This is a genomic window from Brevibacillus borstelensis, assembly GCF_037834415.1.
GTDB lineage: Bacteria > Bacillota > Bacilli > Brevibacillales > Brevibacillaceae > Brevibacillus > Brevibacillus borstelensis_A.
Genome location: NZ_JAUMSJ010000035.1, coordinates 25,214 through 44,369, shown reverse-complemented (window position 1 = coordinate 44,369; position 19,156 = coordinate 25,214). Strand labels below are relative to the sequence as shown.

At 53.6% G+C, this 19,156-nt stretch carries 20 protein-coding genes, 1 pseudogene and 1 riboswitch; of the genes and pseudogenes, 5 read left to right on the top strand and 16 right to left on the bottom strand.

Going from position 1 to position 19,156, the window contains the following annotated elements; genetic code table 11:
* Nucleotides 1–234 precede the first annotated feature (234 nt).
* Nucleotides 235–324 (top strand): YjcZ family sporulation protein, encoded by a 90-nt coding sequence (locus Q3F21_RS21485; RefSeq protein WP_340257644.1) that lies wholly within the window; start codon nucleotides 235–237, stop codon nucleotides 322–324.
* Nucleotides 325–471: 147 nt separating this feature from the next.
* Here the strand turns inward: Q3F21_RS21485 and Q3F21_RS21480 are convergent, their stop codons facing one another.
* The 9 genes and pseudogenes from Q3F21_RS21480 to Q3F21_RS21440 form a co-directional block, all read right to left on the bottom strand.
* On the bottom strand, nucleotides 472–1,947 hold the full coding sequence (locus Q3F21_RS21480) for a Kelch repeat-containing protein (RefSeq protein WP_340257641.1): 1,476 nt from the start codon (nucleotides 1,945–1,947) through the stop codon (nucleotides 472–474).
* Between the two features lie 269 nt (nucleotides 1,948–2,216).
* Nucleotides 2,217–3,635: an MFS transporter gene (locus tag Q3F21_RS21475; protein WP_425341292.1), complete on the bottom strand. Its 1,419-nt coding sequence runs from the start codon at nucleotides 3,633–3,635 to the stop codon at nucleotides 2,217–2,219.
* A 310-nt stretch (nucleotides 3,636–3,945) separates the two neighbouring features.
* On the bottom strand, nucleotides 3,946–4,662 hold the full coding sequence (locus Q3F21_RS21470; protein ID WP_340257635.1) for a YwiC-like family protein: 717 nt from the start codon (nucleotides 4,660–4,662) through the stop codon (nucleotides 3,946–3,948).
* Nucleotides 4,663–4,707: 45 nt separating this feature from the next.
* Nucleotides 4,708–4,980, bottom strand: a pseudogene (locus Q3F21_RS27515) (SPASM domain-containing protein); the annotation flags it as partial.
* A 314-nt stretch (nucleotides 4,981–5,294) separates the two neighbouring features.
* Nucleotides 5,295–6,203: an energy-coupling factor ABC transporter ATP-binding protein gene (locus Q3F21_RS21460; RefSeq protein ID WP_340257629.1), complete on the bottom strand. Its 909-nt coding sequence runs from the start codon at nucleotides 6,201–6,203 to the stop codon at nucleotides 5,295–5,297.
* Nucleotides 6,204–6,210: 7 nt separating this feature from the next.
* A complete protein-coding gene (gene cbiQ / locus Q3F21_RS21455) occupies nucleotides 6,211–7,002 on the bottom strand; it encodes a cobalt ECF transporter T component CbiQ (protein ID WP_340257627.1) in 792 nt (263 codons plus the stop codon).
* Nucleotides 6,999–7,283: an energy-coupling factor ABC transporter substrate-binding protein gene (locus Q3F21_RS21450; protein WP_340257624.1), complete on the bottom strand. Its 285-nt coding sequence runs from the start codon at nucleotides 7,281–7,283 to the stop codon at nucleotides 6,999–7,001. The genes cbiQ and Q3F21_RS21450 overlap by 4 nt, the downstream gene beginning before the upstream one ends.
* Nucleotides 7,284–7,286: 3 nt before the next feature.
* Nucleotides 7,287–8,045 carry an energy-coupling factor ABC transporter permease gene (locus Q3F21_RS21445; RefSeq protein WP_340257622.1) on the bottom strand — a complete coding sequence of 253 codons (759 nt, stop codon included), beginning with the start codon at nucleotides 8,043–8,045 and terminating at the stop codon, nucleotides 7,287–7,289.
* A 138-nt stretch (nucleotides 8,046–8,183) separates the two neighbouring features.
* A riboswitch (cobalamin riboswitch) is annotated at nucleotides 8,184–8,376 on the bottom strand.
* Nucleotides 8,377–8,507: 131 nt separating this feature from the next.
* Complete coding sequence (locus tag Q3F21_RS21440; protein ID WP_340257619.1) at nucleotides 8,508–9,596, bottom strand: quinone-dependent dihydroorotate dehydrogenase; 1,089 nt, start codon at nucleotides 9,594–9,596, stop codon at nucleotides 8,508–8,510.
* 179 nt (nucleotides 9,597–9,775) lie between these two features.
* On the opposite strand from Q3F21_RS21440, the gene Q3F21_RS21435 reads away from it, so the two are divergent.
* Entirely contained in the window at nucleotides 9,776–10,006 is a 231-nt protein-coding gene (locus Q3F21_RS21435) for a hypothetical protein (RefSeq protein WP_340257617.1), read from the top strand.
* A gap of 13 nt (nucleotides 10,007–10,019) precedes the next feature.
* Here Q3F21_RS21435 and ald read toward each other — a convergent pair whose 3' ends face one another.
* From ald to Q3F21_RS21415, 4 genes are all read right to left on the bottom strand, one after another.
* Nucleotides 10,020–11,144, bottom strand: coding sequence for an alanine dehydrogenase (gene ald, locus Q3F21_RS21430; protein WP_340257614.1), 1,125 nt, complete (start codon nucleotides 11,142–11,144; stop codon nucleotides 10,020–10,022).
* Nucleotides 11,145–11,273: 129 nt separating this feature from the next.
* Nucleotides 11,274–12,509 carry a PucR family transcriptional regulator gene (locus Q3F21_RS21425; protein ID WP_340257610.1) on the bottom strand — a complete coding sequence of 412 codons (1,236 nt, stop codon included), beginning with the start codon at nucleotides 12,507–12,509 and terminating at the stop codon, nucleotides 11,274–11,276.
* Nucleotides 12,510–12,632: 123 nt separating this feature from the next.
* Complete coding sequence (locus tag Q3F21_RS21420) at nucleotides 12,633–12,986, bottom strand: response regulator (RefSeq protein ID WP_340257608.1); 354 nt, start codon at nucleotides 12,984–12,986, stop codon at nucleotides 12,633–12,635.
* 177 nt (nucleotides 12,987–13,163) lie between these two features.
* The gene (locus Q3F21_RS21415) at nucleotides 13,164–13,325 is read right to left on the bottom strand and encodes a hypothetical protein (protein WP_340257606.1); all 162 of its coding nucleotides are present in this window, start codon (nucleotides 13,323–13,325) and stop codon (nucleotides 13,164–13,166) included.
* Nucleotides 13,326–13,492: 167 nt separating this feature from the next.
* Between Q3F21_RS21415 and Q3F21_RS21410 the strand changes: the two genes are divergently transcribed.
* The 3 genes from Q3F21_RS21410 to Q3F21_RS21400 all read left to right on the top strand — a co-directional run bounded on the left by Q3F21_RS21410 (nucleotide 13,493) and on the right by Q3F21_RS21400 (nucleotide 16,856).
* Entirely contained in the window at nucleotides 13,493–13,885 is a 393-nt protein-coding gene (locus Q3F21_RS21410; RefSeq protein ID WP_340257604.1) for a hypothetical protein, read from the top strand.
* A 134-nt stretch (nucleotides 13,886–14,019) separates the two neighbouring features.
* The gene (locus tag Q3F21_RS21405; RefSeq protein WP_340257602.1) at nucleotides 14,020–15,012 is read left to right on the top strand and encodes a BMP family ABC transporter substrate-binding protein; all 993 of its coding nucleotides are present in this window, start codon (nucleotides 14,020–14,022) and stop codon (nucleotides 15,010–15,012) included.
* Nucleotides 15,013–15,032: 20 nt separating this feature from the next.
* Complete coding sequence (locus Q3F21_RS21400) at nucleotides 15,033–16,856, top strand: sensor histidine kinase (protein ID WP_340257677.1); 1,824 nt, start codon at nucleotides 15,033–15,035, stop codon at nucleotides 16,854–16,856.
* Here Q3F21_RS21400 and Q3F21_RS21395 read toward each other — a convergent pair.
* The 3 genes from Q3F21_RS21395 to Q3F21_RS21385 form a co-directional block, all read right to left on the bottom strand.
* On the bottom strand, nucleotides 16,853–17,659 hold the full coding sequence (locus Q3F21_RS21395; protein WP_340257675.1) for an alpha/beta hydrolase family protein: 807 nt from the start codon (nucleotides 17,657–17,659) through the stop codon (nucleotides 16,853–16,855). The two genes, Q3F21_RS21400 and Q3F21_RS21395, sit on opposite strands and share 4 nt — an antisense overlap.
* A 210-nt stretch (nucleotides 17,660–17,869) precedes the next feature.
* Nucleotides 17,870–18,283 carry a S1 RNA-binding domain-containing protein gene (locus tag Q3F21_RS21390; protein WP_003391231.1) on the bottom strand — a complete coding sequence of 138 codons (414 nt, stop codon included), beginning with the start codon at nucleotides 18,281–18,283 and terminating at the stop codon, nucleotides 17,870–17,872.
* Between the two features lie 277 nt (nucleotides 18,284–18,560).
* Entirely contained in the window at nucleotides 18,561–19,055 is a 495-nt protein-coding gene (locus Q3F21_RS21385) for a VanZ family protein (protein WP_340257599.1), read from the bottom strand.
* Nucleotides 19,056–19,156 lie beyond the last annotated feature (101 nt).

Sequence of the window (19,156 nt, the reverse complement as noted above, 5' to 3'; positions counted from 1 at the left end):
GCATCCAGCTCACGTCCTGCTTGCAACCGGTATGGCAGGTCCCGTTATTATTCTGACCCTGTAGCAAGCTTTGCGCTGCCCAGTCTGAACATAACACGATCAGGCATGGTTTGCCTCGCATGTTTTGATTTTGCCCAAATTCCAGATCCTTCCGCGCTCGCCCTTACCCTGCATATATTCTTCGCATAACTTGATCTTGAAGTTTTTCTCAATCTCAGTAAAGGAGTGATATCAATGTCCAGCTGCGGAATTTTTGGCGACAACTTTGCGTTAGTCCTGGTTCTCTTCGTCCTCCTGGTAATTGTTGGCTGTGATTGCGACTAATTGTTTTACGGGCACTGGCTTCACGAATTTCAAAATATCGTAGTACCAAGCTTTTCAGCCCTTGGCTGTTGCCAGTAGGCAATACCAAGGGCTTTCCTTTAGGCTATATGCTAGGCACCGATCATTCACGTGAACGGTAATCCTGTTTCAGTAGCGCAGCTCCTCTGTCAGCAGCTCCTCATTCGGATTCCCGGCTTCATCCTCCACAATCGCTTCCCCGAGCTTCACCTGAACAGCACTTCCGTTTGGCAAAATATCAAGCGTAATCACCAGCTTGTTCGCGGAAAATTGAACGGCATCGTCCCGGCCTAAAGATTTGAAGGGACCTCCGTCTACCGAATAACCGATCATACCCTTGATGTCATCAAGATCCCTGATAAGCGCGACATCTTCTGCAAACAAAAGCGTTACTTGCAGATGAGGCGTATAGATCTCGGCTGTCGCCAATTCACCTGACCGATCGAAGCCCCCAGCTACAAGGACGCGACCATCCGGAAGAGGCGCAGCAACTCCTTCCAAGCGCATATCGGAAAGAGGAACGGTATACTCCCACGTATCGGTTCGAGGATCATACATTTCTGCCGATCTCTCCGAAATCCCCCCTACTACCAGCACTTTGCCATTTACCAATGCGACAGCTGAAGGCTTGTATCGTTTCACATTCATGTCACTTGCGTATGTCCACGAATCCGATGCGGGATCGTAGAGTTCCGCCGACGTCAGTTGTTGATCGGCCGGACCTATACCGCCCATCACCAACACTTCTCCGGTTGAAAGAAGGACTGCGCCAGCACCCTCTCTTCCCGTATTCATGTTTGCAGCGCTGCTCCATTCTTCGGTCTCGGGATCAAAAATTTCCGCCGACTTTTGAACCCCTTTCCCTGAAAAACCTCCGGCTACGAGAATTCTTCCGTCCTCGAGCGTTACAGCAACCGGTTTAAATCGTTCCGTACCCATCGGGATACCCGCAGTCCAGCTATCCGATTCAGGATTGTACACTTCTGTCGATTTCAAGAATGAGCCCCTTCCTTCCGGGTCGCCGCCCACTACCAGCACCTTGCCATCCGGCAGTACGGCTGCAGCCGGACCGTAACGAGGCACGCCCATGTCTTCCAGCTGTGTCCACTTTTCGCGACTCGGATCGTACATTTCCACTGTTTTTTTGATACTGCCCCCAGCGACCAAAATTTCACCATTTGGCAAAACCGCAGCTGCTCCGCCAGAACTCGGCTCATTCATCATCGCTGTCTCTTCCCATCCCCCGGCTTTTGTCTCTGCATCCTCCGAGACAGGTCCTTCCAGATCAACGGTAAAAACTGTCGAGGTGGGCAGAGATACAACACCCTTTTGATCCACTGCATAAAGAACGTATCGTTCTCCATGGGTCAGCTTTGTCTCCCTCGGAGCGATGGCGATCACCGTTTCCGCATCGGCTGCGGTCACATCGGCACTGCCGACTGCGGCCAGCCGGATACTGTTCTCATCGCGGGGTGTGCCGCTTGGAACGAGATATACACTGCCTGCCTTTGTGCTTTTCACCACTACATGGAAGCCGTCATGATATTCCCCCTTGTTTACCCAATGATCTCCACCTGCCGTTTGCTCTTGAACCCAAACGACCACTGGAGGATTCGAATCGTCGCTATTCTCGCCTTATACCAGGCATGGCTTTCGAACGAGCCTACACCGTGCGGGCGCCTTTCAGCGCACACGGCGTTCCATCAACGGATAAGAAAACCTTTACAACGGGCACCTTCAGTCTAGTTCTAAATTCCTGTTCTGTAGACTAACTAAAGTTAAAGGAGGGCAGGAAAAATTTCTTTAGACAAAAAAACAGCCGGACGAGCACGGCTGTTTTTCTCATACAATCGTTTACGCTGTACAAAGGCGAGTCATCTACGCCTGTGGTCAAAAGCCAACGCGTATACGGCTCGGCCAGCGAACATGACCAAAACAAAAACGAGCAGCAAATTGCTGTAGGCGAATGCTCCAGGCTGGCTCACCGTCGGAAGCAAAGGGAAGTCCAGAAAGCGGTTCGACAGCATTCCGCCGACAATCGCGATCCCGATTCCCTCAGACAAGAAGCATGCCAGATTGAGCATCCCCATGCCAGCGCCAGCTTCGTGCTCTTCCAGCGTATCTGCCACACTGGAGGAGATCACCGTTTTGACAAAGGACAAACCGCCAAATGTCAGCACCAATGCTCCAGTCGTCAGCCACGGCGTTTGCTCCGCGAACAGCGCTGTGACAAGGAAGCTGGCAGTGATCATGGATACGCCGAGAGTCATGACAAAGGCGTGCCCTCGTCTGTCGGCCAGTCTGCCTCCAATGGCACCGAATAACGCTACGCTCATGGTACCCGGAAACAAAATGCCTCCCCCGATCAAGCCCGTACTCAGATGATGCATCTCCCGCATCATATACGGCACCATGGAAATGAAGCCTGCCACCGTTCCAAGCAGCATGCATCCGCTCAAAACGCCTTTTACAAACCTTGGCTTCCCAAACAAGGCTGGTTCAATAAAGGGCTCATTTGCTCGGTGGATATAAAGGGCAAACACGCCCAACAGAAGAATGCTTCCGGCGAGATAACCCCATTGGTATCCTGTCGTATAGAGGGTAAACATCACAATCACAGCGGAAAGCAGCAAAGCTCCCGGGACATCCACCTTCCCTTTGCGAGCAGGCTCGTCAGGCAAAGCCCGCAGAAAGAAAGGGATGGAGACGAGCGTCACTACCGGGATCAAAAACAGGAACGACCAATGGATCGAATCCGCGATGACGCCCCCGATGACAGGGCCGATTCCCTCCCCCATGGCGATCAGGGAACCTACGACACCAAACGCTTTCCCGCGATCTCCAGCCCCGACATAACGGGCAATCATCACCATGATCATCGCAGGGACAGCCGATGCACCCGCCCCTTGAATAAAACGGGCGGCGAGGACAGCCGGAAATGAGGCTTGCGCGAACAAGCCGAGCAGCGATCCTCCGCTGTATATGCACAGGCCGATGACAAGCAGCCATTTGACGCCGTACATATCGGACAATCTTCCATAAATGGCCGAGCCGATCCCGAACGTAATGACAAAGCTGATCGTCACCCAGTTAGCAGTCGATGGCGGTACGCCAAATTGCTTTGCAATGTCCGGCAAGGATACCGTAAATACGGTTTCATTCAGTACGCTGAAAAATCCGAGGAAGCCGAGCCAGGCCAATGCCGCTTTTAAACGACCAAAGGTTCGAGCGGGACCGGCAGCTTCCACACCCTCTGTTTGTAAACAAATTTGTTCGTTCCGTTCTTTTTCCACCAAAATGGAACCCCTTCCCCATTACAGGGGAAGCTCGCAGGTTACAGGGCAAGTTATGCGTCTTCCCCCTGAATTTGGATTTGAGCCCTGACGATCATCGTGCACTTCATAAAAACGCCTCCCATTCATTATGTAACAATCATTATACAAAAGACTGAAAGAGGATGCTAGGTTTTTCCAAAAAGAAACGAGCCTTGGGAACCCCTTCCAAAGACTCGTTTCTAGTGATCCCAGGCTTCTACGACATCATCCGGCGAGTGAGAGATAAGGCCCCGGCTGCAAGACCGCATACAGGAACCCGCCGATTTCCTCATGTATACAAGCACAGGACGGTTGCCGTCATTAACACGGCATAACCGATCTCCGAGATTCCAACCACTTTAATTGACGGCTGCAGCCGAGGCGAAACGATCGCCCGGATCAGCAGCACGCCGGCCGGCAAGAGCAGCCAGAGGGAAAACATCCAGCCCATAACGGCAGCTTGCACGATGTGATAGCCAACAGACAGCCCGTAAAACGCTTTGTTCCGTTTCTCGCGGATCATCGTTTTGACGTAAAAAACCGTTCCCGAAAAGTAAAGCACACTCAGAGAGAACAGCGATACAGCGGCGCTCCAGTCGTTGCCTCCGCCGATTTGATAGGTGACAAATACGATGGAACTAAACAGAAGCACTGCGGCAAAATCGTTCAAAAGCGCCCGCTCTTGATTTTTACGGGCGTAGTAACAGTTGATCAAGAAGAACGGCAGCAGCGACAGCGCGTACCAGACCAGTCCCGGCTTTGCCATAAGCAGCACCCCGGCAAGCGGAGCGAGCAGCACGCCATACACCAAAAGCGGCTTTTTGTAGCGCTCTCCCTTTCCGGTGCGAATCAACTGCAGCAGCGGAAAGGTAAACAGATACAGGAGCAACCAGCACAGAAACAAGGGAAGGTGAAGGATCACCGGGGTGGACGCGAACACTCCAAACAGAAAAGGCACGATCAGCATCGCCCAGGCGCCGTGCTGATTGGGGATGAACGATCTCATTCTGGCTCCTCCCTTCCTTTTCCGATAGACAGAACAGCTGATTGCTTACGTCGCATCGTATGATTCTCCGCTTTCCACCGCACTTTTTTCCGGCTCGTATACACAGCAGGGATCGCTCTCCAAGTAATCGCCCGTCACTCCGTATGCCCGGGCTCTTGAGCCTCCGCAGATTTCCTTGTATGGACAACGGCCGCACTTTCCCTTTAGGAGGGATTTGTCCCTCAGCTGCTTCATCACAGGCGCTTCCCGATAGATCTGTTGCAAAGAGCCCTCGCGAACATTTCCCGCCTTTACAGGGAGAAATCCGCTCGGATAGACAAGCCTTTTCCCTTCTTCAAACGTCAATTGCGCCGGGTCCGACGCGTACTGCGCCTCGGCCCGGCAGTGCAGGCAATGCAAGGCACACGCTCTCGTCACCTCCCAAATGACGATAAAGGGACTTTGGGCGTAATCGCGCTCTTTCAACAACAGGCCCATCTGCTCCTCCCCTTTCTGTCCCGCCAATGAATCTGCAGCTACCATTATCGTAGCGAAACAGCGGTCCTCGGGGTGTGAGGAGCGTCACATATCTGCTCCGGCAAAAACGGCTACGCGAATAAGCAGTACGGCTCCGACGGGTTAAAGAAGCCTGTTTATGTGATAAAGCTTGCTGCTCTCTTGCGCAATCCCGCTGTCAGCTCCTCCACTTTCCTCGGCACCCGGGGAGAGCCGATCTCTTCTCGCAGGGCATCAGGCAGCGCCTCCCACACATCAAATACGACAGGCCTACGCAGCTGCAGCCTCTCCAGAGTGTCCCGGTGGGAGAAGACAGCTTCCGGCTCTCCTTCCAGCGCCAGCTGCCCTTTTTCCATGACGAGCACCCAGTCTGCCCAGGCAAATGCGAGGTCGACGTCGTGCGTTGCCATCAATATCGTCGTTCCGGCCGCATGAATCCGGTCCAGCTCTTGGACAAAATGTTTCGTCTGTCCCTGATCCAGATAAGCCGTCGGCTCGTCCAGCAAAAGCAGCTCCGGCTCCAGCACCATGACACCGGCCAACGCCACACGCCGTTTCTGACCAAGGCTGAGTTTGTGAATCGGAGTCTCTGCCCAGTCGGTCATCCCAAACGTTTCCATCGTGCGGCACACCTTTTCCCTGACAATGTCTTCCGGCAGCTTTTGATTGCATAATCCGTAGGAGAGGTCTTCGGCAACCGTCGTGGCGATCAGCTGCTGCTCCGGGTCCTGAAACACCAGACCGATCTTCTGTTTCAGTTCGTGCAAATAAGCGCGGTTATTGGGAACTTCCTCCCCTTTCCACAGGACTTGGCCCTGGTTCGGGCGAAAAATCCCGTTTGCATGCAAAAACATCGTAGACTTCCCGCAACCGTTGTGACCCAGGAGCACGCACTTTTTTCCCGCAGGCACACCGAGAGAAAGTCCGTTGAGCGCCGGCTGGCGAGCTCCCGGATAGGTGTAGTGGACGTCTGAAAAGCGCAGCACGTCTACTCTCGCTGCTCTTTTCCATTGTGTTTTCGCTTCGGTCGTCACTTCAACTGCCACTCGCTTCTCATCCTCCCATCCACCACTCCAGCATCGTCAGCAAGAGACAGCCTGCTATCGCTTCCCATTCATATCTTTTCGAGCGCATGTGGGAGACTTGGGCCAAGACACGGAAATCGTCCGTAAACCCCCTTGCCGTCATGCTGATGTACAGCTGGCGATAGCGCTGCATTGTGCGGATAAATAATTGTACGATCAGCCTGCCCGCATCCCTGAGCGTTCCCGCTGCGCCGCGGTGCCCTCCTCTGGCCTTTTGCGCCGTCCAGATCTGCTCGGCCGTCTCCAGCAGGCCGAACACGAAGCGGTACATAATCATCATAAGATCAGTCAGGATGGAGGGGATGCCGATCCGGCGAAATACTTGCAGGACCTCCGCAAAGGGAACCGTAAAGAGAATAAAGGAAAAACAGGACAGCGCCGCCAGCGAACGGGCTGCCAGACTCCATGCCCGGATTAGCCCCTCTGCCGTCGCATAGACGACCCAGCCTCCCAGCTGCCAGTACGCGAGCACATCGCCGCCCCTTGTCCATTCCGAAAGTCTCGTTACCTCCAGGAGCAGCGCCGGACTTCCCGCGAGCAGAAAAGCGAATGAAGCTGCCACCACTGCCAGATAAATACGCCATGGCGTCCGGGCGTAGACGACGATCCAGATGCTCATCCAGACGAACAACATTCCTTGGACAAGCGGGTGGCTGATCAGCGCAAGAAGCAGCATCGCCAATGAAAAGAACAGCTTCTGTCCGGGCGGCAGCCGCTTGAGCCTGTTTTCGTAAGCGAGGGAGTCGATCCGTCCAATCATTCTTGCCTGTTTTTCAGCCTGCCCCGGTACAAGCCGATGGCATACCCGATCACGCCTGCACCCAAGGCTGCCTGCAGGGCGAACAAGAGGCTTTCGGTTTCGCCGCCGGGCGGTTCAAGCAAAGGCTGAAACCACGGCTCGTAGTCGGGAGCTATTTCCATGATCGCTTCCTCTGCCGCTCCATCGGCTCCGCCAAACTCCGAATCCTTCACCACCAGCAAAGGTACTACAGCCAATACAGCTACAGCCAGAAGCAGCAGCCAGTTTGTCCAACGCTTCATCTTTTACCCCTCCTTTTTCAGCAGCGTCAGCTGTGACAATTCCTGCGAATTATAGGCTTGCAGCCAATTCCATACGAGCACAGTCAGCAATCCCTCGCTGATCGCCAGCGGCACCTGCGTCAGGGCAAAAATCCCGGCAAACTTGACAAAGGAAGCCATGATGCCGCCGGAAGCAGCAGGGAATGCCAGCGCCAGCTGAACGGAAGTAACCAGATAGGTACTCAAGTCGGCAAGAGCAGCGGCGAGAAAAATGCCCAGCTTCCGGCTGCCGTTGTTTCTGGCGACCAGCCGATACACGCCATATGCCACAAGCGGACCGACAACAGCCATGGAAAACGCGTTGGCTCCCAGCGTAGTCAACCCTCCATGCGCCAGCAGCAGCGCCTGAAACAAGAGCACCAAACTGCCCAGTACGGACATGACCAGCGGGCCAAACAGGATCGCGCCAAGTCCCGTTCCCGTCGGATGAGAGCTGCTGCCCGTCACAGACGGAATTTTCAAAGCCGACAGGACAAAAGCAAATGCCCCCGCTACGCCCAAAAGCAGCTTATACTCCGGATTTTCCTTGACGATGCGCTGAACCTGGCGCAATCCGAGGAAAAAGAAGGGCAAGAAAGCAGCCCACCAGAACAGCGACCAGCCCACCGGCAAATACCCTTCCATGATATGCATGGCATGTCCGGTCTGCGGCGTATTGAACAGAAAGTATGCAAGAAACCCAGCGATAAGAAGACCGCTGGCAACAGTCCGTCTATCTCTCATTGAACAACACTCCTCGATCTGATTCTCCAATCAAATATGCAAAAAAGCTCACCCGATCGGATGAGCTAGGCACACGGCAACGAACGACACTGCAAGCTGTCGTTTTTTCCGGGCTCACCTCTCCTTTCCTCGAAGGCTCATGGGTGTAGCAGCGAGGTAGGTCTCCTGGCTTCCGGATCGACACGCTCTTTTGCCTTCCCCATCTAATCGATGAGTGGCTTTCGTGAAAAGAGCATTCCCCTGGTTACAGTGGCGGGACCGCTCGGGATTTTCACCCGATTCCCTGTTACCCCTTATGATTCATAAGGGCACCTCGCTGCGTTTTATTCCGTTTTCTTTTTCCGAATATTCGTTGATGATTGTTCTATTATAAACGATGGCTCTCAAAAGAAAAAGGAGAACATGCCAGTTCTCCCTTGTCTTTTTGCCAATGGGGTCCACCGGATACGGAAGGGTTTTCCATTACCGCGCATCGACCCCGACAGCTTCGCTGATGTGTGAAAAGCCGTCACGCTTCAAGTATTGGAGCAGCTGCCTGTTGATCATTTTGGCAATTCCCGGGCCCTGAAACACCATGCCCGAATAGACCTGGACAAGGCTGGCGCCCGCGCGAATCTTGCGGTATGCGTCCTCACCGGTAAAAATGCCGCCCACTCCGATGATTGGCACCTTGTCCCCGACTTCCTGATAGATCTCCTTGACCCAGGCGGTCGCTCTGGCTTCCAGCGGTTTTCCGCTTAGCCCGCCTGCTTCCCCCGCCTTCGGATGGTCTTGCACCGGCTCTCGGGACAATGTGGTGTTCGTCGCAATAATGCCGGAGATTCCTTCTTCCACTGCTGCCTGCACCACATCGCTCATCTGCTCGTCCGCCATATCGGGGGCCACCTTTAACAGGATCGGCTTTGCCTTGGCTCCCCGCGCTTCCAGCTCGGACGCCTTGTCCCTGACAGCGCGAAGCAAGCCGCGCAAGCTTTCCGTCTCCTGCAAATCGCGCAAATTCGGTGTATTTGGCGAGCTGACATTGATGACAAAGTAATGACCGTAGCCGTACAGCATGTCTAGACACTTGCTGTAATCGCTTGCGGCACTTTCGTTTGGCGTTATTTTGTTCTTGCCGATGTTGATGCCGATCGGAATATCGGCATATGCGTAGTCGATCAGGTTTTGGGATGCCAGGTAGGCCCCCAGATTATTAAAGCCCATACGGTTGATGATCGCTTCATGTTCCACCAATCGGAACAGCCGCGGCTGCGGGTTGCCCGGCTGGCCTTGCGGCGTGATCGTACCGACCTCGACAAAACCGAAGCCGAGCGCTGCCAAGGCGTGGTACACCTCCGCATTTTTGTCAAAGCCCGCTGCCAGCCCCACCGGATTCGGAAACGAAATGCCCCACAGCTTCGTCTCAAGCCGTTCGTCTCGAACCTGGTACATCATTTTCAAAAGACTTTTTCCAGCTGCCGATTTTTCTGCCACCTTGAGGAGATGGACGGTTTTTTCGTGCACTTCTTCGACGTCCATCTGAAACAGGAATTTCCGCACTAGCTGATACATCGCTGCACTCCTCACTGCTTTTTTCTGCCTAGTAGCATACCATATTTTTTTGGGTGAGGCGTATAAATTGAGAGATTCTTTTTTTTCCAGTGTGAAATGGCGTCCGGATCGCCCTTGCATAACGCCTTTCCTTTTTGTACATAGAATGGACCACATTTGAAAAAGGAATGATCCGGTCCGTGCGAAACGCAACTGGGTCTATCGGATTTTCTCAGGCTGTGATGATGATCATGCTGTCTGTCGGGATTACCACTCACGCAACGATCATTCCGCTATTGCTGAGCAAAGCAGCACGGGACGCCTGGATCTCTTTTGTACCTTGTATACCCCAAGCTGATCGAGCAGAAGTAAAAACTGCCCGCCCCGATGTGGCAGGGCAGGCAGTTGGTCTGCATGTATCATGGTTTTGAAAAGGGGCAAGCCCTAGTTTTTCACCAAAAGAACTTCTTCCAGCGCCACGTAAGGCAGGTTGTGGGCTTCCGCAACCGCCTTGTACGTAATTTTTCCGTCGATGACGTTGACGCCTTTGGACAGCGGACGGTTTTCCAGGATCGCTTGACGATAGCCTTTGTTGGCAAGCTGCACCGCATACGGCACAGTCACGTTGGTCAGCGCGAGCGTGGATGTCCGGGCAACAGCACCCGGCATGTTTGCAACAGAGTAGTGAATGACTCCGTGTTTTTCGTAGGTCGGGTTGTCATGTGTAGAGATACGGTCGCAGGTCTCGATGGAACCGCCTTGGTCGATCGCTACGTCTACGATGACGGAGCCAGGAGCCATGGTTTTTACCATGTCCTCGGTCACCAGGCGAGGCGCACGGGCACCCGGGATCAGGACAGCGCCTACGAGGAGGTCCGCTTTTTTCACGGCATTCGCAATGTTGAAGGAGTTCGACATCAGGGTTTGCACGCGGCCTTGGAACAAGTCGTCCAGTTGACGCAGACGGTCCGCGCTCACATCGATGATCGTCACGTTTGCCCCCAGTCCGAGAGCCATCTTCGCAGCGTTGGTACCAACGATACCGCCGCCGATAACGACGACCTCACCCTTCGGCACGCCCGGTACGCCGCCCAAGAGGACGCCTTTTCCGCCATACGGCTTTTCCAGAAATTGCGCGCCGATTTGTACGGACATCCGTCCAGCTACTTCCGACATCGGCATCAGGAGAGGCAGAGCGCCGTTGTCCAACTGAATGGTTTCATACGCGATGGCTACCACTTTTTTCTCTACCAGAGCACGAGTCAATTCCGGTTCTGGAGCGAGGTGCAAGTACGTGAACAGGATTTGTCCCTCGCGGAAAAAGCCGTATTCGCTTGGAAGCGGTTCTTTTACTTTCATCACCATATCGGCTGCCCAAGCTTCCGCTGCCGTGGCGACGATTTCAGCGCCCACAGCGGTGTAATCTTCATTGGTGAAGCCGCTGCCAAGACCGGCACTGTTTTCGATCCGGACCGTATGGCCGTTTTGCACCAGCGCAGCTACGCCCGCAGGCGTGATGGCGACGCGATTTTCGTTGTTTTTAATCTCTTTGGGAATCCCTACAATCATCGTATAAGTCCTCCTTTTGCAAACGCCGAATAACGAGATTATCTACATTGTACAGCGTTTGCAAACCGATTTTCCTTGGGGATTCCCTTAATCTTGCCTTCCTTTTATTTGTGAAAATCCACAAACGAACTATCGTTCGCTGTTTAATTTGTCCAGCTTCAACTCCAGGTAGAGAGCCACCCGCTGATTCATGTCCTCCAGATCGACCTGCATGATCTCTTCGATTCTCTTCAATCGATAGCTCAGCGTATTGATATGAATATGCAACCGATTGGCTGTGATGTTCACCTTTCCGGCAGCATCCAGATACGTCTCCAGCGTTTCGGCCATCGCCGTCTGATTTTCCGCGTCATACTGCTTCAGCCTGGCGAGCCTTTCATTTTCGTATCCCTGTTCCTCGTCCCATTGCTTCAGCTTGAGAAGATACCGGTAGATCCCCAGCTCGCGATAGCCGTGAATGCCGGCCGTTTCCCGCGGGAACAGCCGCTTGATTTTGACCGCATGCAAAGCTTCCCGGTAGCTTTTGACAAGATCGGCATAGGCTCTGTAGCTGCGTCCGTAGCCTGCCGTCACCTGTCCTTCGCTCACGTGCGATTCCAGTTTTCCCAGCGAATCCGCCAGGAATTGCTTCACCTTTCGAACCAGCGCCTCATCCGGCTGTTTTCCCGCTCCCGCCTGTCCGATCAACAGAATGATTTGATTGCCGTCCACGACCCAGAGCAGCTTGTCTCTCATCAAGAGCGGGTAGAGATATTGCTCCAGGCGGGTGCCTGCCGCCTCGATAATGCAGATCAGGTACGGCGTGGACAGCTGCATTTGCAGGCTTTCCGCCTTTTGGCGAATCAGCGTGTCGCTGCTGTGGTTTCCCAAAAGCAGTTCCCACAAAAACTCCTTGCGCCGCTGCTCCTCCGCCTTCCGTTTTCCCTGCCTTTGAACAAGCCGGGAGACGGCAGCCCGTGCCGCTTGACGCAAGATTTCGTCGTCTTCTTCCGTAATCGGCCGATTGACCTCGATCGCCCAGATATAGCCCAGGACCTCGCTGCCTTTGCGAATGGCGATGGCCACCCGCTTGCCGAGACCCACCTCGTCTTTTGCCGGAATATGCACGGGCTCCTCTTTGGTCAGAAGCTCCTGAAACACGCCGTCCTTCCACAGCCGGGTCAGCACCTTCTCCGGCACCCGCCGGCCCATGATCGTCGACCACCTGGCCTGATCGGTGCTCTCGCTGTGAGAGCTGTAGGCAATCAGCTTGTGATCGGCGTCCTCGATCGTGATCGGATTCTGCAAAAGCTCGCCGATAACATCGGCCAGCTCGTCGATATCGGCGTGCTGAAATTGCTGGAAAACATTCGGTTGGTTTGACACGGCTCCACCCTCTTAACGCTCGTGTGATGCTATTTGTTTATTATAACGAATGATGCCCCGCTTCGTATCGAAACTGAACGAAAAAAAGCCGCCCCCCTAGGGGGGGAGCAGCTCTTCATGCATTTACACCAGACGGGAAATCGCGTCCAGAATTTGTTCCTTTTGAAAGGGTTTGACCAGGAAATCGCGGGCACCGTTTTTCATCGCTTCCAGTATTTTTTGCCGGTGGCCGATGGCCGAGCAAATGAGTACTTTGGCGTCCTGATCGATGGCCAGAATCTCTCGCATCGCTTCGATTCCCTGCATCTTTGGCATGGTAATGTCCATCGTGACGACGTCGGGCTTCAATTCCTTGTACTTCTGGATGGCCTCCACACCGCTGGCTGCCTCGCCGCACACCTCGTGCTTCTCGGCTACCATGTCGGCCAGCATTTTCCTCATAAATGCCGCATCGTCTACAATCAACAAACGGGCCACATCGTTTTCCCCCTTGAATTGTCTCGCGCTTACCCTTTAACTTTTACAAAAAACAGGAGACTTGTCCACGAGAGAAAATGGCTGTTTTTGTCGAAAGTGCAGTTTGCAATCCGGCACGGTTTCCGCAGCGGAAAACCCGTTTTCATGCGAAAGTCCCTGACTGACTGGAAGCTCTTTTTATTCGGACAGGAAACCGATAGACCGCCCGTTTTCTCCTGTCTGGACAGAAGGGCTGTCCGGTTTGGGATGAGGAGTCGTTTCCCCAATCTCGGGGAGCTCCACCTGCCTGATTTCATCGGGAATGTCGATTTGGGGAATTTCAATCAGATCTTTTTCCATCTGCCGCACCTTCCTTTTGCGCCTTTTGCGATCGCTTGCGGTTATCATTCCCTGTTGCCCGCTACCCCATTCCTCTTTCGCATGATCAGGCGTCAGTTGGACATAATGTAAAAGGCGAAATGCCGATTTGTCCGCACAGTTTATTCCATTTTCTGGAGGGTATGCAGATGAACAATCGTCACCAATACGATCTGGGACAAGCTCACCAACATTATGCCCACCTGCACCGGCACCATGCTCAGGCTCACCAGCAGCATGCGATGTATCATCACCAGCAGGCCGAAATGCACCAGCGCAATCCCCACGCCTACTCGATGCAGCAAGGTCAGAGCCACATGATGTATCCGAATCAGCCTGCTTACAATGAGAAGACCACCGCGTACAACGACCAGGTTTCACCGGCCGCCCTTGTGTTCCGCGGCCACATTTCTCCCGAGGCGATTCAATCGCTGAATCAGTACCAAAATCCGTATGCCATTCCAGCCAATCCCGCCCTGTCCGAGCATGCGGCCCACGCTGTAGAAAACCAGCGCGCCATGCACAGCGGCTATCGTTTTTAATCGCTTCTCTTTTGATCCAAAAGGAGGTCTGTACTCTAGGAGTACAGGCCTCCTCTTTTTTCCTGCGGGAGGATTTTTGTCTGATTTTGTAGAAATGTGTTCAATTACGTTTTCTTTTTGTGGAGGAGACAGTCATGCCTAAGCTTAAGCCGTTTCCCGCCTTGTTTGCATGCCTGGTCATCGGGTTGCTCCTGTTGAATACGAGCCAGTTTTTGACCAGCATGAACCACCTTAGACAGATGGAAGAAAAAGGAACTCCCGACCGCCGGCTTCGCGTCGTCTTGATGCTGGAGGGCCCAACCTACGACCAGGGGTGGAACAGCAGCGCGCTGGAAAGCTTGACAGAGCTGCAAAAGAAGTACGGATTCTCATTGGAAGTGGCAAGCAACCTGGACCCCGCTCGGATCACTTCGGCAGCCGAGCAATACGCCTCAAGCGGATGTGACCTCATCTTCGGACATGGCGTCATCTTTTCAGACCCGTTTACGAAAGTGGCTCCGTTTTACCCGGAGACCCGCTTTGTTTCTTTCAATGGCGATGCCCCCCACTCCAACCAGACCGCGATCGGCTACGACATGTGGCCTGCTGGATACCTGGTGGGAAAGCTGGCCGCGCAAATGACCCGCACGCGTAAAGTAGGCTACATCGTTGCAGACAAGCCTACCGAGTTCGATCAGTTGGACGGCTTTAAAAAGGCTGTCAAGGACACGAGCGCAAGGACAAACGTGGTTGTCGGCAAGGTGCGGGACTTCAATGACATCGCCGGTGCAACCAAGGCGGCCAAGGACATGATCTCCAAGGGCGTCGACGTCGTTTACACGACGGGAGACAGCCTGAATCTGGCCGTCATTACGGAAGCGCAGCGAGCCAACATCTACGCCATCGGCTACATCGCGGATCAACGCTACATCGCTCCCAATCACGTGATCGCGTCGATGATTCAAGACGTCCAACAGTGCTATCGGACGATCATGTCCCAGTTTACCGCCGGAAAACTGCCTTCGGGCAAAGTTACCTACGGTCTGAAGGAAGGCGTAAATCGGCTAAGCTCGTTTGGTCCTATGGTTCCAAAGGAAATACGCGAAGAAATCAAGCGGGAGCTGGAGCAGTTGATCGAGCGCCGCTAGATGTTTGGAGGATAGACATGATGTCTCCGTTTCGGAGCCTCGGTTTTCAGAAGAAAATCATGCTCAGCTATTTGGTTATGATGCTGCTGATCGGGTGTGTGACGACTCTTTTCAGCTTTCAGATGACCAAGGTGACATCCGATGAGATGCACCTGACCCAAAATGTTCTTCCGCAAGCCAGCGCTCTCTTGGATGTGAAAAACCAGCTTTACCTGAAGACATACGCGTTGAAAATGTACACCTTGACGCGACAGCCGTCCTATCTCGACCAATACTACACGAATCTGATCGACAGCTCCCGTTTTTCCTCCGTTCCCGAAACCGAGGAAAACAGCGAGCTGTTGTCGGTCATCGATCTCATCACGCAGCTCGATTTCATTTTTTTGAACAAAATCAACCCGCTGCTCCATGCAGGCAATGTAACGGCTGTCAGCTATGTGCTTGAAACGGACGTGCAGCCGAGGATCAACGAATTGGAGCGCCATCTTACCTACTCCCTCAATCGCCTGGAGTACCAGACGAACAAGGAATTCCAAAAGACGAACGAGACTTTGAAGGTTTCCCTTATCCTGACCTACAGCGTATCCGTGGCTTCCATTTTATTCGGACTGTTTTGCACGTTTTACTTTCGAAAAGAGCTGCTGCGTCCGATCCAGTCCTTGATTGAACAGGTGCGGGAGGTATCAAAGGGCACATTCGGCCAGCAAATCGTCTATACGACCAAGGATGAATTTCATGAACTCGCGCAGGAGTTTAACAAAATGTCGACGAGTATCGCGCAGCTGTTCCAGCAGGATGAAGCCCGCAGGCAGGTGCTGGAGGAAGAAAAGAACGTCAGGGAGCAAATTCTCAACTCCCTCCCTGTCGGTGTCATTACCCGCCATTTCGATTCGGAATGGGTGCACATCAACCAAAAAGCGAAAGAGCTGGTCCGCCTCGATGCCGGTCACTTTCCCGTGGCCAAAGATCCCGATCTCTGGGTGGGAGGACCCAGCGACCAGACACCCTGGTTTGAAAATCGGAAAATCTCGCTCCTTCGCGAGGATGGAACGACTTTTACCGCGCTGGTCTCTTACGTACCGCTGCGCAATCAATACGACCAGGAAGGCGGATGGATGGTCGCTTTTTCAGATATTACGGAGCAGGAGCAGGTCCAGGATTACCTGCACCAGTCGGAAAAGCTGGCCATGGTGGGCCAGCTGGCAGCGGGAGCGGCCCATGAGATACGCAACCCGCTGACTGTCATCTACGGGTTTATTCAATTGCTTCAGCAACGGCTGCCTGAAGAAGAAAAAGACCGTCACTACCTTCCATTGATCTTGCAAGAGATCGAACGGGTCAACCATATCGTAACGGAGCTGTTGATGCTCTCCAAGCCATCGGAACCAAACTATCGGGAAGTGCTGCTGACTGAAGTGCTGCACTCCATCCTGCCGCTGATGAAGGGGGAAGCGGCCCTGCACGGGATTGAAATTGTCGATCTGCTGGAAAAAGATACGCGGTTGGAGGCTGACGTCGAGCAGCTCAAGCAGATTTTGCTCAACTTGATGAAGAACAGCATTGAGGCAATGAAGCACGGGGGATCGCTCCGCATCGCGAGCAAGGTGATTGATTCGACGGTCCAGATTCGCGTGTCCGACACCGGTTCCGGCATTCCGCCCGAACACTTGGTTCGCATCTTTGATCCATTCTTCTCCCTGAAGGAGGACGGAACGGGGCTTGGCTTGCCCATCTCCCGCCGGATGGTCGAAAACCACGGCGGGAACATGCAGATCTTCAGCGAGCTGGGCAAAGGTACAGAGATCGTCATTACCCTGCCGCTCTGCCGCCATGGACGCGCTTAGGTGCGTGCAGCCGCCAGCCAGTCAAACATCCGTCTCGTATACGCCGCGAGCTCTTCTCCTTTGAACAAGTGGCTGGCACTCTCCACCAGCCACAGCTCATGGGGTTTCCCGTTTGCCTGCAGCGCATCGGCCAGGCGGCGGGCGTGCTCTACCCCGACATTCCCGTCTTCTGTGCCGTGGATGATCAGGACCGGGCAGCTTATTTCCGCCGCGCGAAAAATCGGCGAACGCCACCGATAGGCCTGCTCCTGCTTGCGCGGATGGCCGACTACCCGGCGAAGCATTCTCCTCAAGTCGACTCGCTCCTCGTACGTCAAAAACAGGTCGCATACGCCTCCCCACACGACTGCGGAGTGCAAGCCCGGACACTCAATCGCCGCCAGGAGCGCCATGATTCCGCCGCGTGAAAAGCCATAAACGCTGATCCGCTCGCTGCTTACGCCCGGCATCCGGCTGAGCAGCTCGTAAGCCGAAAACACATCGTGACGATCCGCGCCGCCAAACTCGTCGCGGCCCTCCCCCCCTTCATTGCCCCGATAGTGGGGAGCCAGCACGACATAGCCAAACGAGGCCATCTCGCTAATCCGCTCCGGCCTGACCTTGCCCACTCCCTTGATGCCTCCCCGGCAATAAAGCAGGGCAGGCAGACTCCTTTCATCGTCCGGCAGGGCATCCGGCACGGCGAGCGCCGCTTTGACCAGCAGCCCCTCGCTGTAATAGCTGACCGTGTAAAGACTGATGCCAGGCTGCACAGACGGCTCTCTGACAGCCGCGACAAACGGCTCCAGATATTTGCGGAACATTTCTGTTTCCACTTTCACTCCCCCTCTCTTCGCCGCTCACGACATCTTTAGATTCCCCGTAAAGCCGGATCGTTTCTTTTGGCATGACATGCAAAATGGCGCGAGGGCCATCCAGTGGAAGGGAGCCTTCGCGAAGAAACGCCCAATGGCGGTGTGAAAGAAAAAAAGACGGGGGCTCCCGTCTTTTTCTTTTCTTGATATGGTTAGGCCCTAGTAGCCGCGTTTTGCGTTCTTTTTGTTGATCGTAGCAAGGTTCTCCTCACTGTGCTTCAACCATTTTTTCATCTTGTCCTCGAAGGAAGCTGCGCTATCGCGTCTCGAATTACCCCCGCGGTCGCCTCCACGAAATCCACCCCCGCGACGCTCTTCACGCTCTGGACGCTCCGGCGCAGGCAGTGCGGCGCGAACCGAAAGCGAGATCTTACCTGCATCATCAATGGAGAGGACTTTTACCTTGACCTGATCCCCTACGGAAAAGTGATCGTTGATATCCTTTACAAAACCGTTTGCAACTTGGGAAATGTGGACTAGCCCCTGCTCGGTTTCGCTGACTGCTACGAACATCCCAAACGGTTTAATTGCTGTCACTTTTCCCTCGATGATGCTTCCCACTTGTACTGCCATTCAGTTTGCACTCCTTTTATCATTTCCCAAAAATGGTGAGAACCTCTACCAGAAGCCTCATTTCATTAGTATAGCAGAGATAATCAATGACTGAAAAGCCTATTCTTTCAAGGAACGCTCTACCATCAATTTCCTGAACTGGAATCATTGGTAGAATAGAGCTTGCAACCCAAAATATGGATTCTTATTCGCCAACGGATGCAATCATTAGTTCCACTCCCATCTTCCTCTTGCTTTCTGTCTCCCATCCTAGGATAGGTAAGACTTTGCCGTTTTATCACCTTGTTTTTCGACTTTTCCAACGCGACAAAACAGCGATGATCAGCAGCATCGTGCACACCCCGGAACCATCCAGGATCACATCTGCGACGAGTCCGGTCCGGTCAGGCGTAAAGGTCTGGTGCCATTCGTCAAGCACAGCCACGGCCAAGCTTAAAAAGGCGCTCCAGGGCAGTGCCGCCGCAACAGACATGCGCTGGCGCAGCACCCGATACCATACTGCCGTCAAAATGGCAAATACAGAAAAATGCGTTCCCTTTCGGAGAAAAAACTCAATAACCCCTGCTACACCATTATTGTCAATACTGATCTTTTTCTTTCCATATTGAAAGGAAAAATCCTGCCAATTTTCTGAAACTGTCTCTTCATCCACAAACTTCGAAATCGTTCCCCGGATATCCTGGTTCCCGTACGGCGTCGATGACGAGATGAACAAACCCGCCAAAATCCCCGCCAGCAGGATCATCTCGACCACCCGTTTCGCTCTTTCCACTCGCTGCCTCCTTACTGCCGCCATGCCCCATGCTGCATTCTTTCATCTATTCCTCTCATAACCAAAATAGCAGATGTCTTTGTCCACATACAAATCATTTA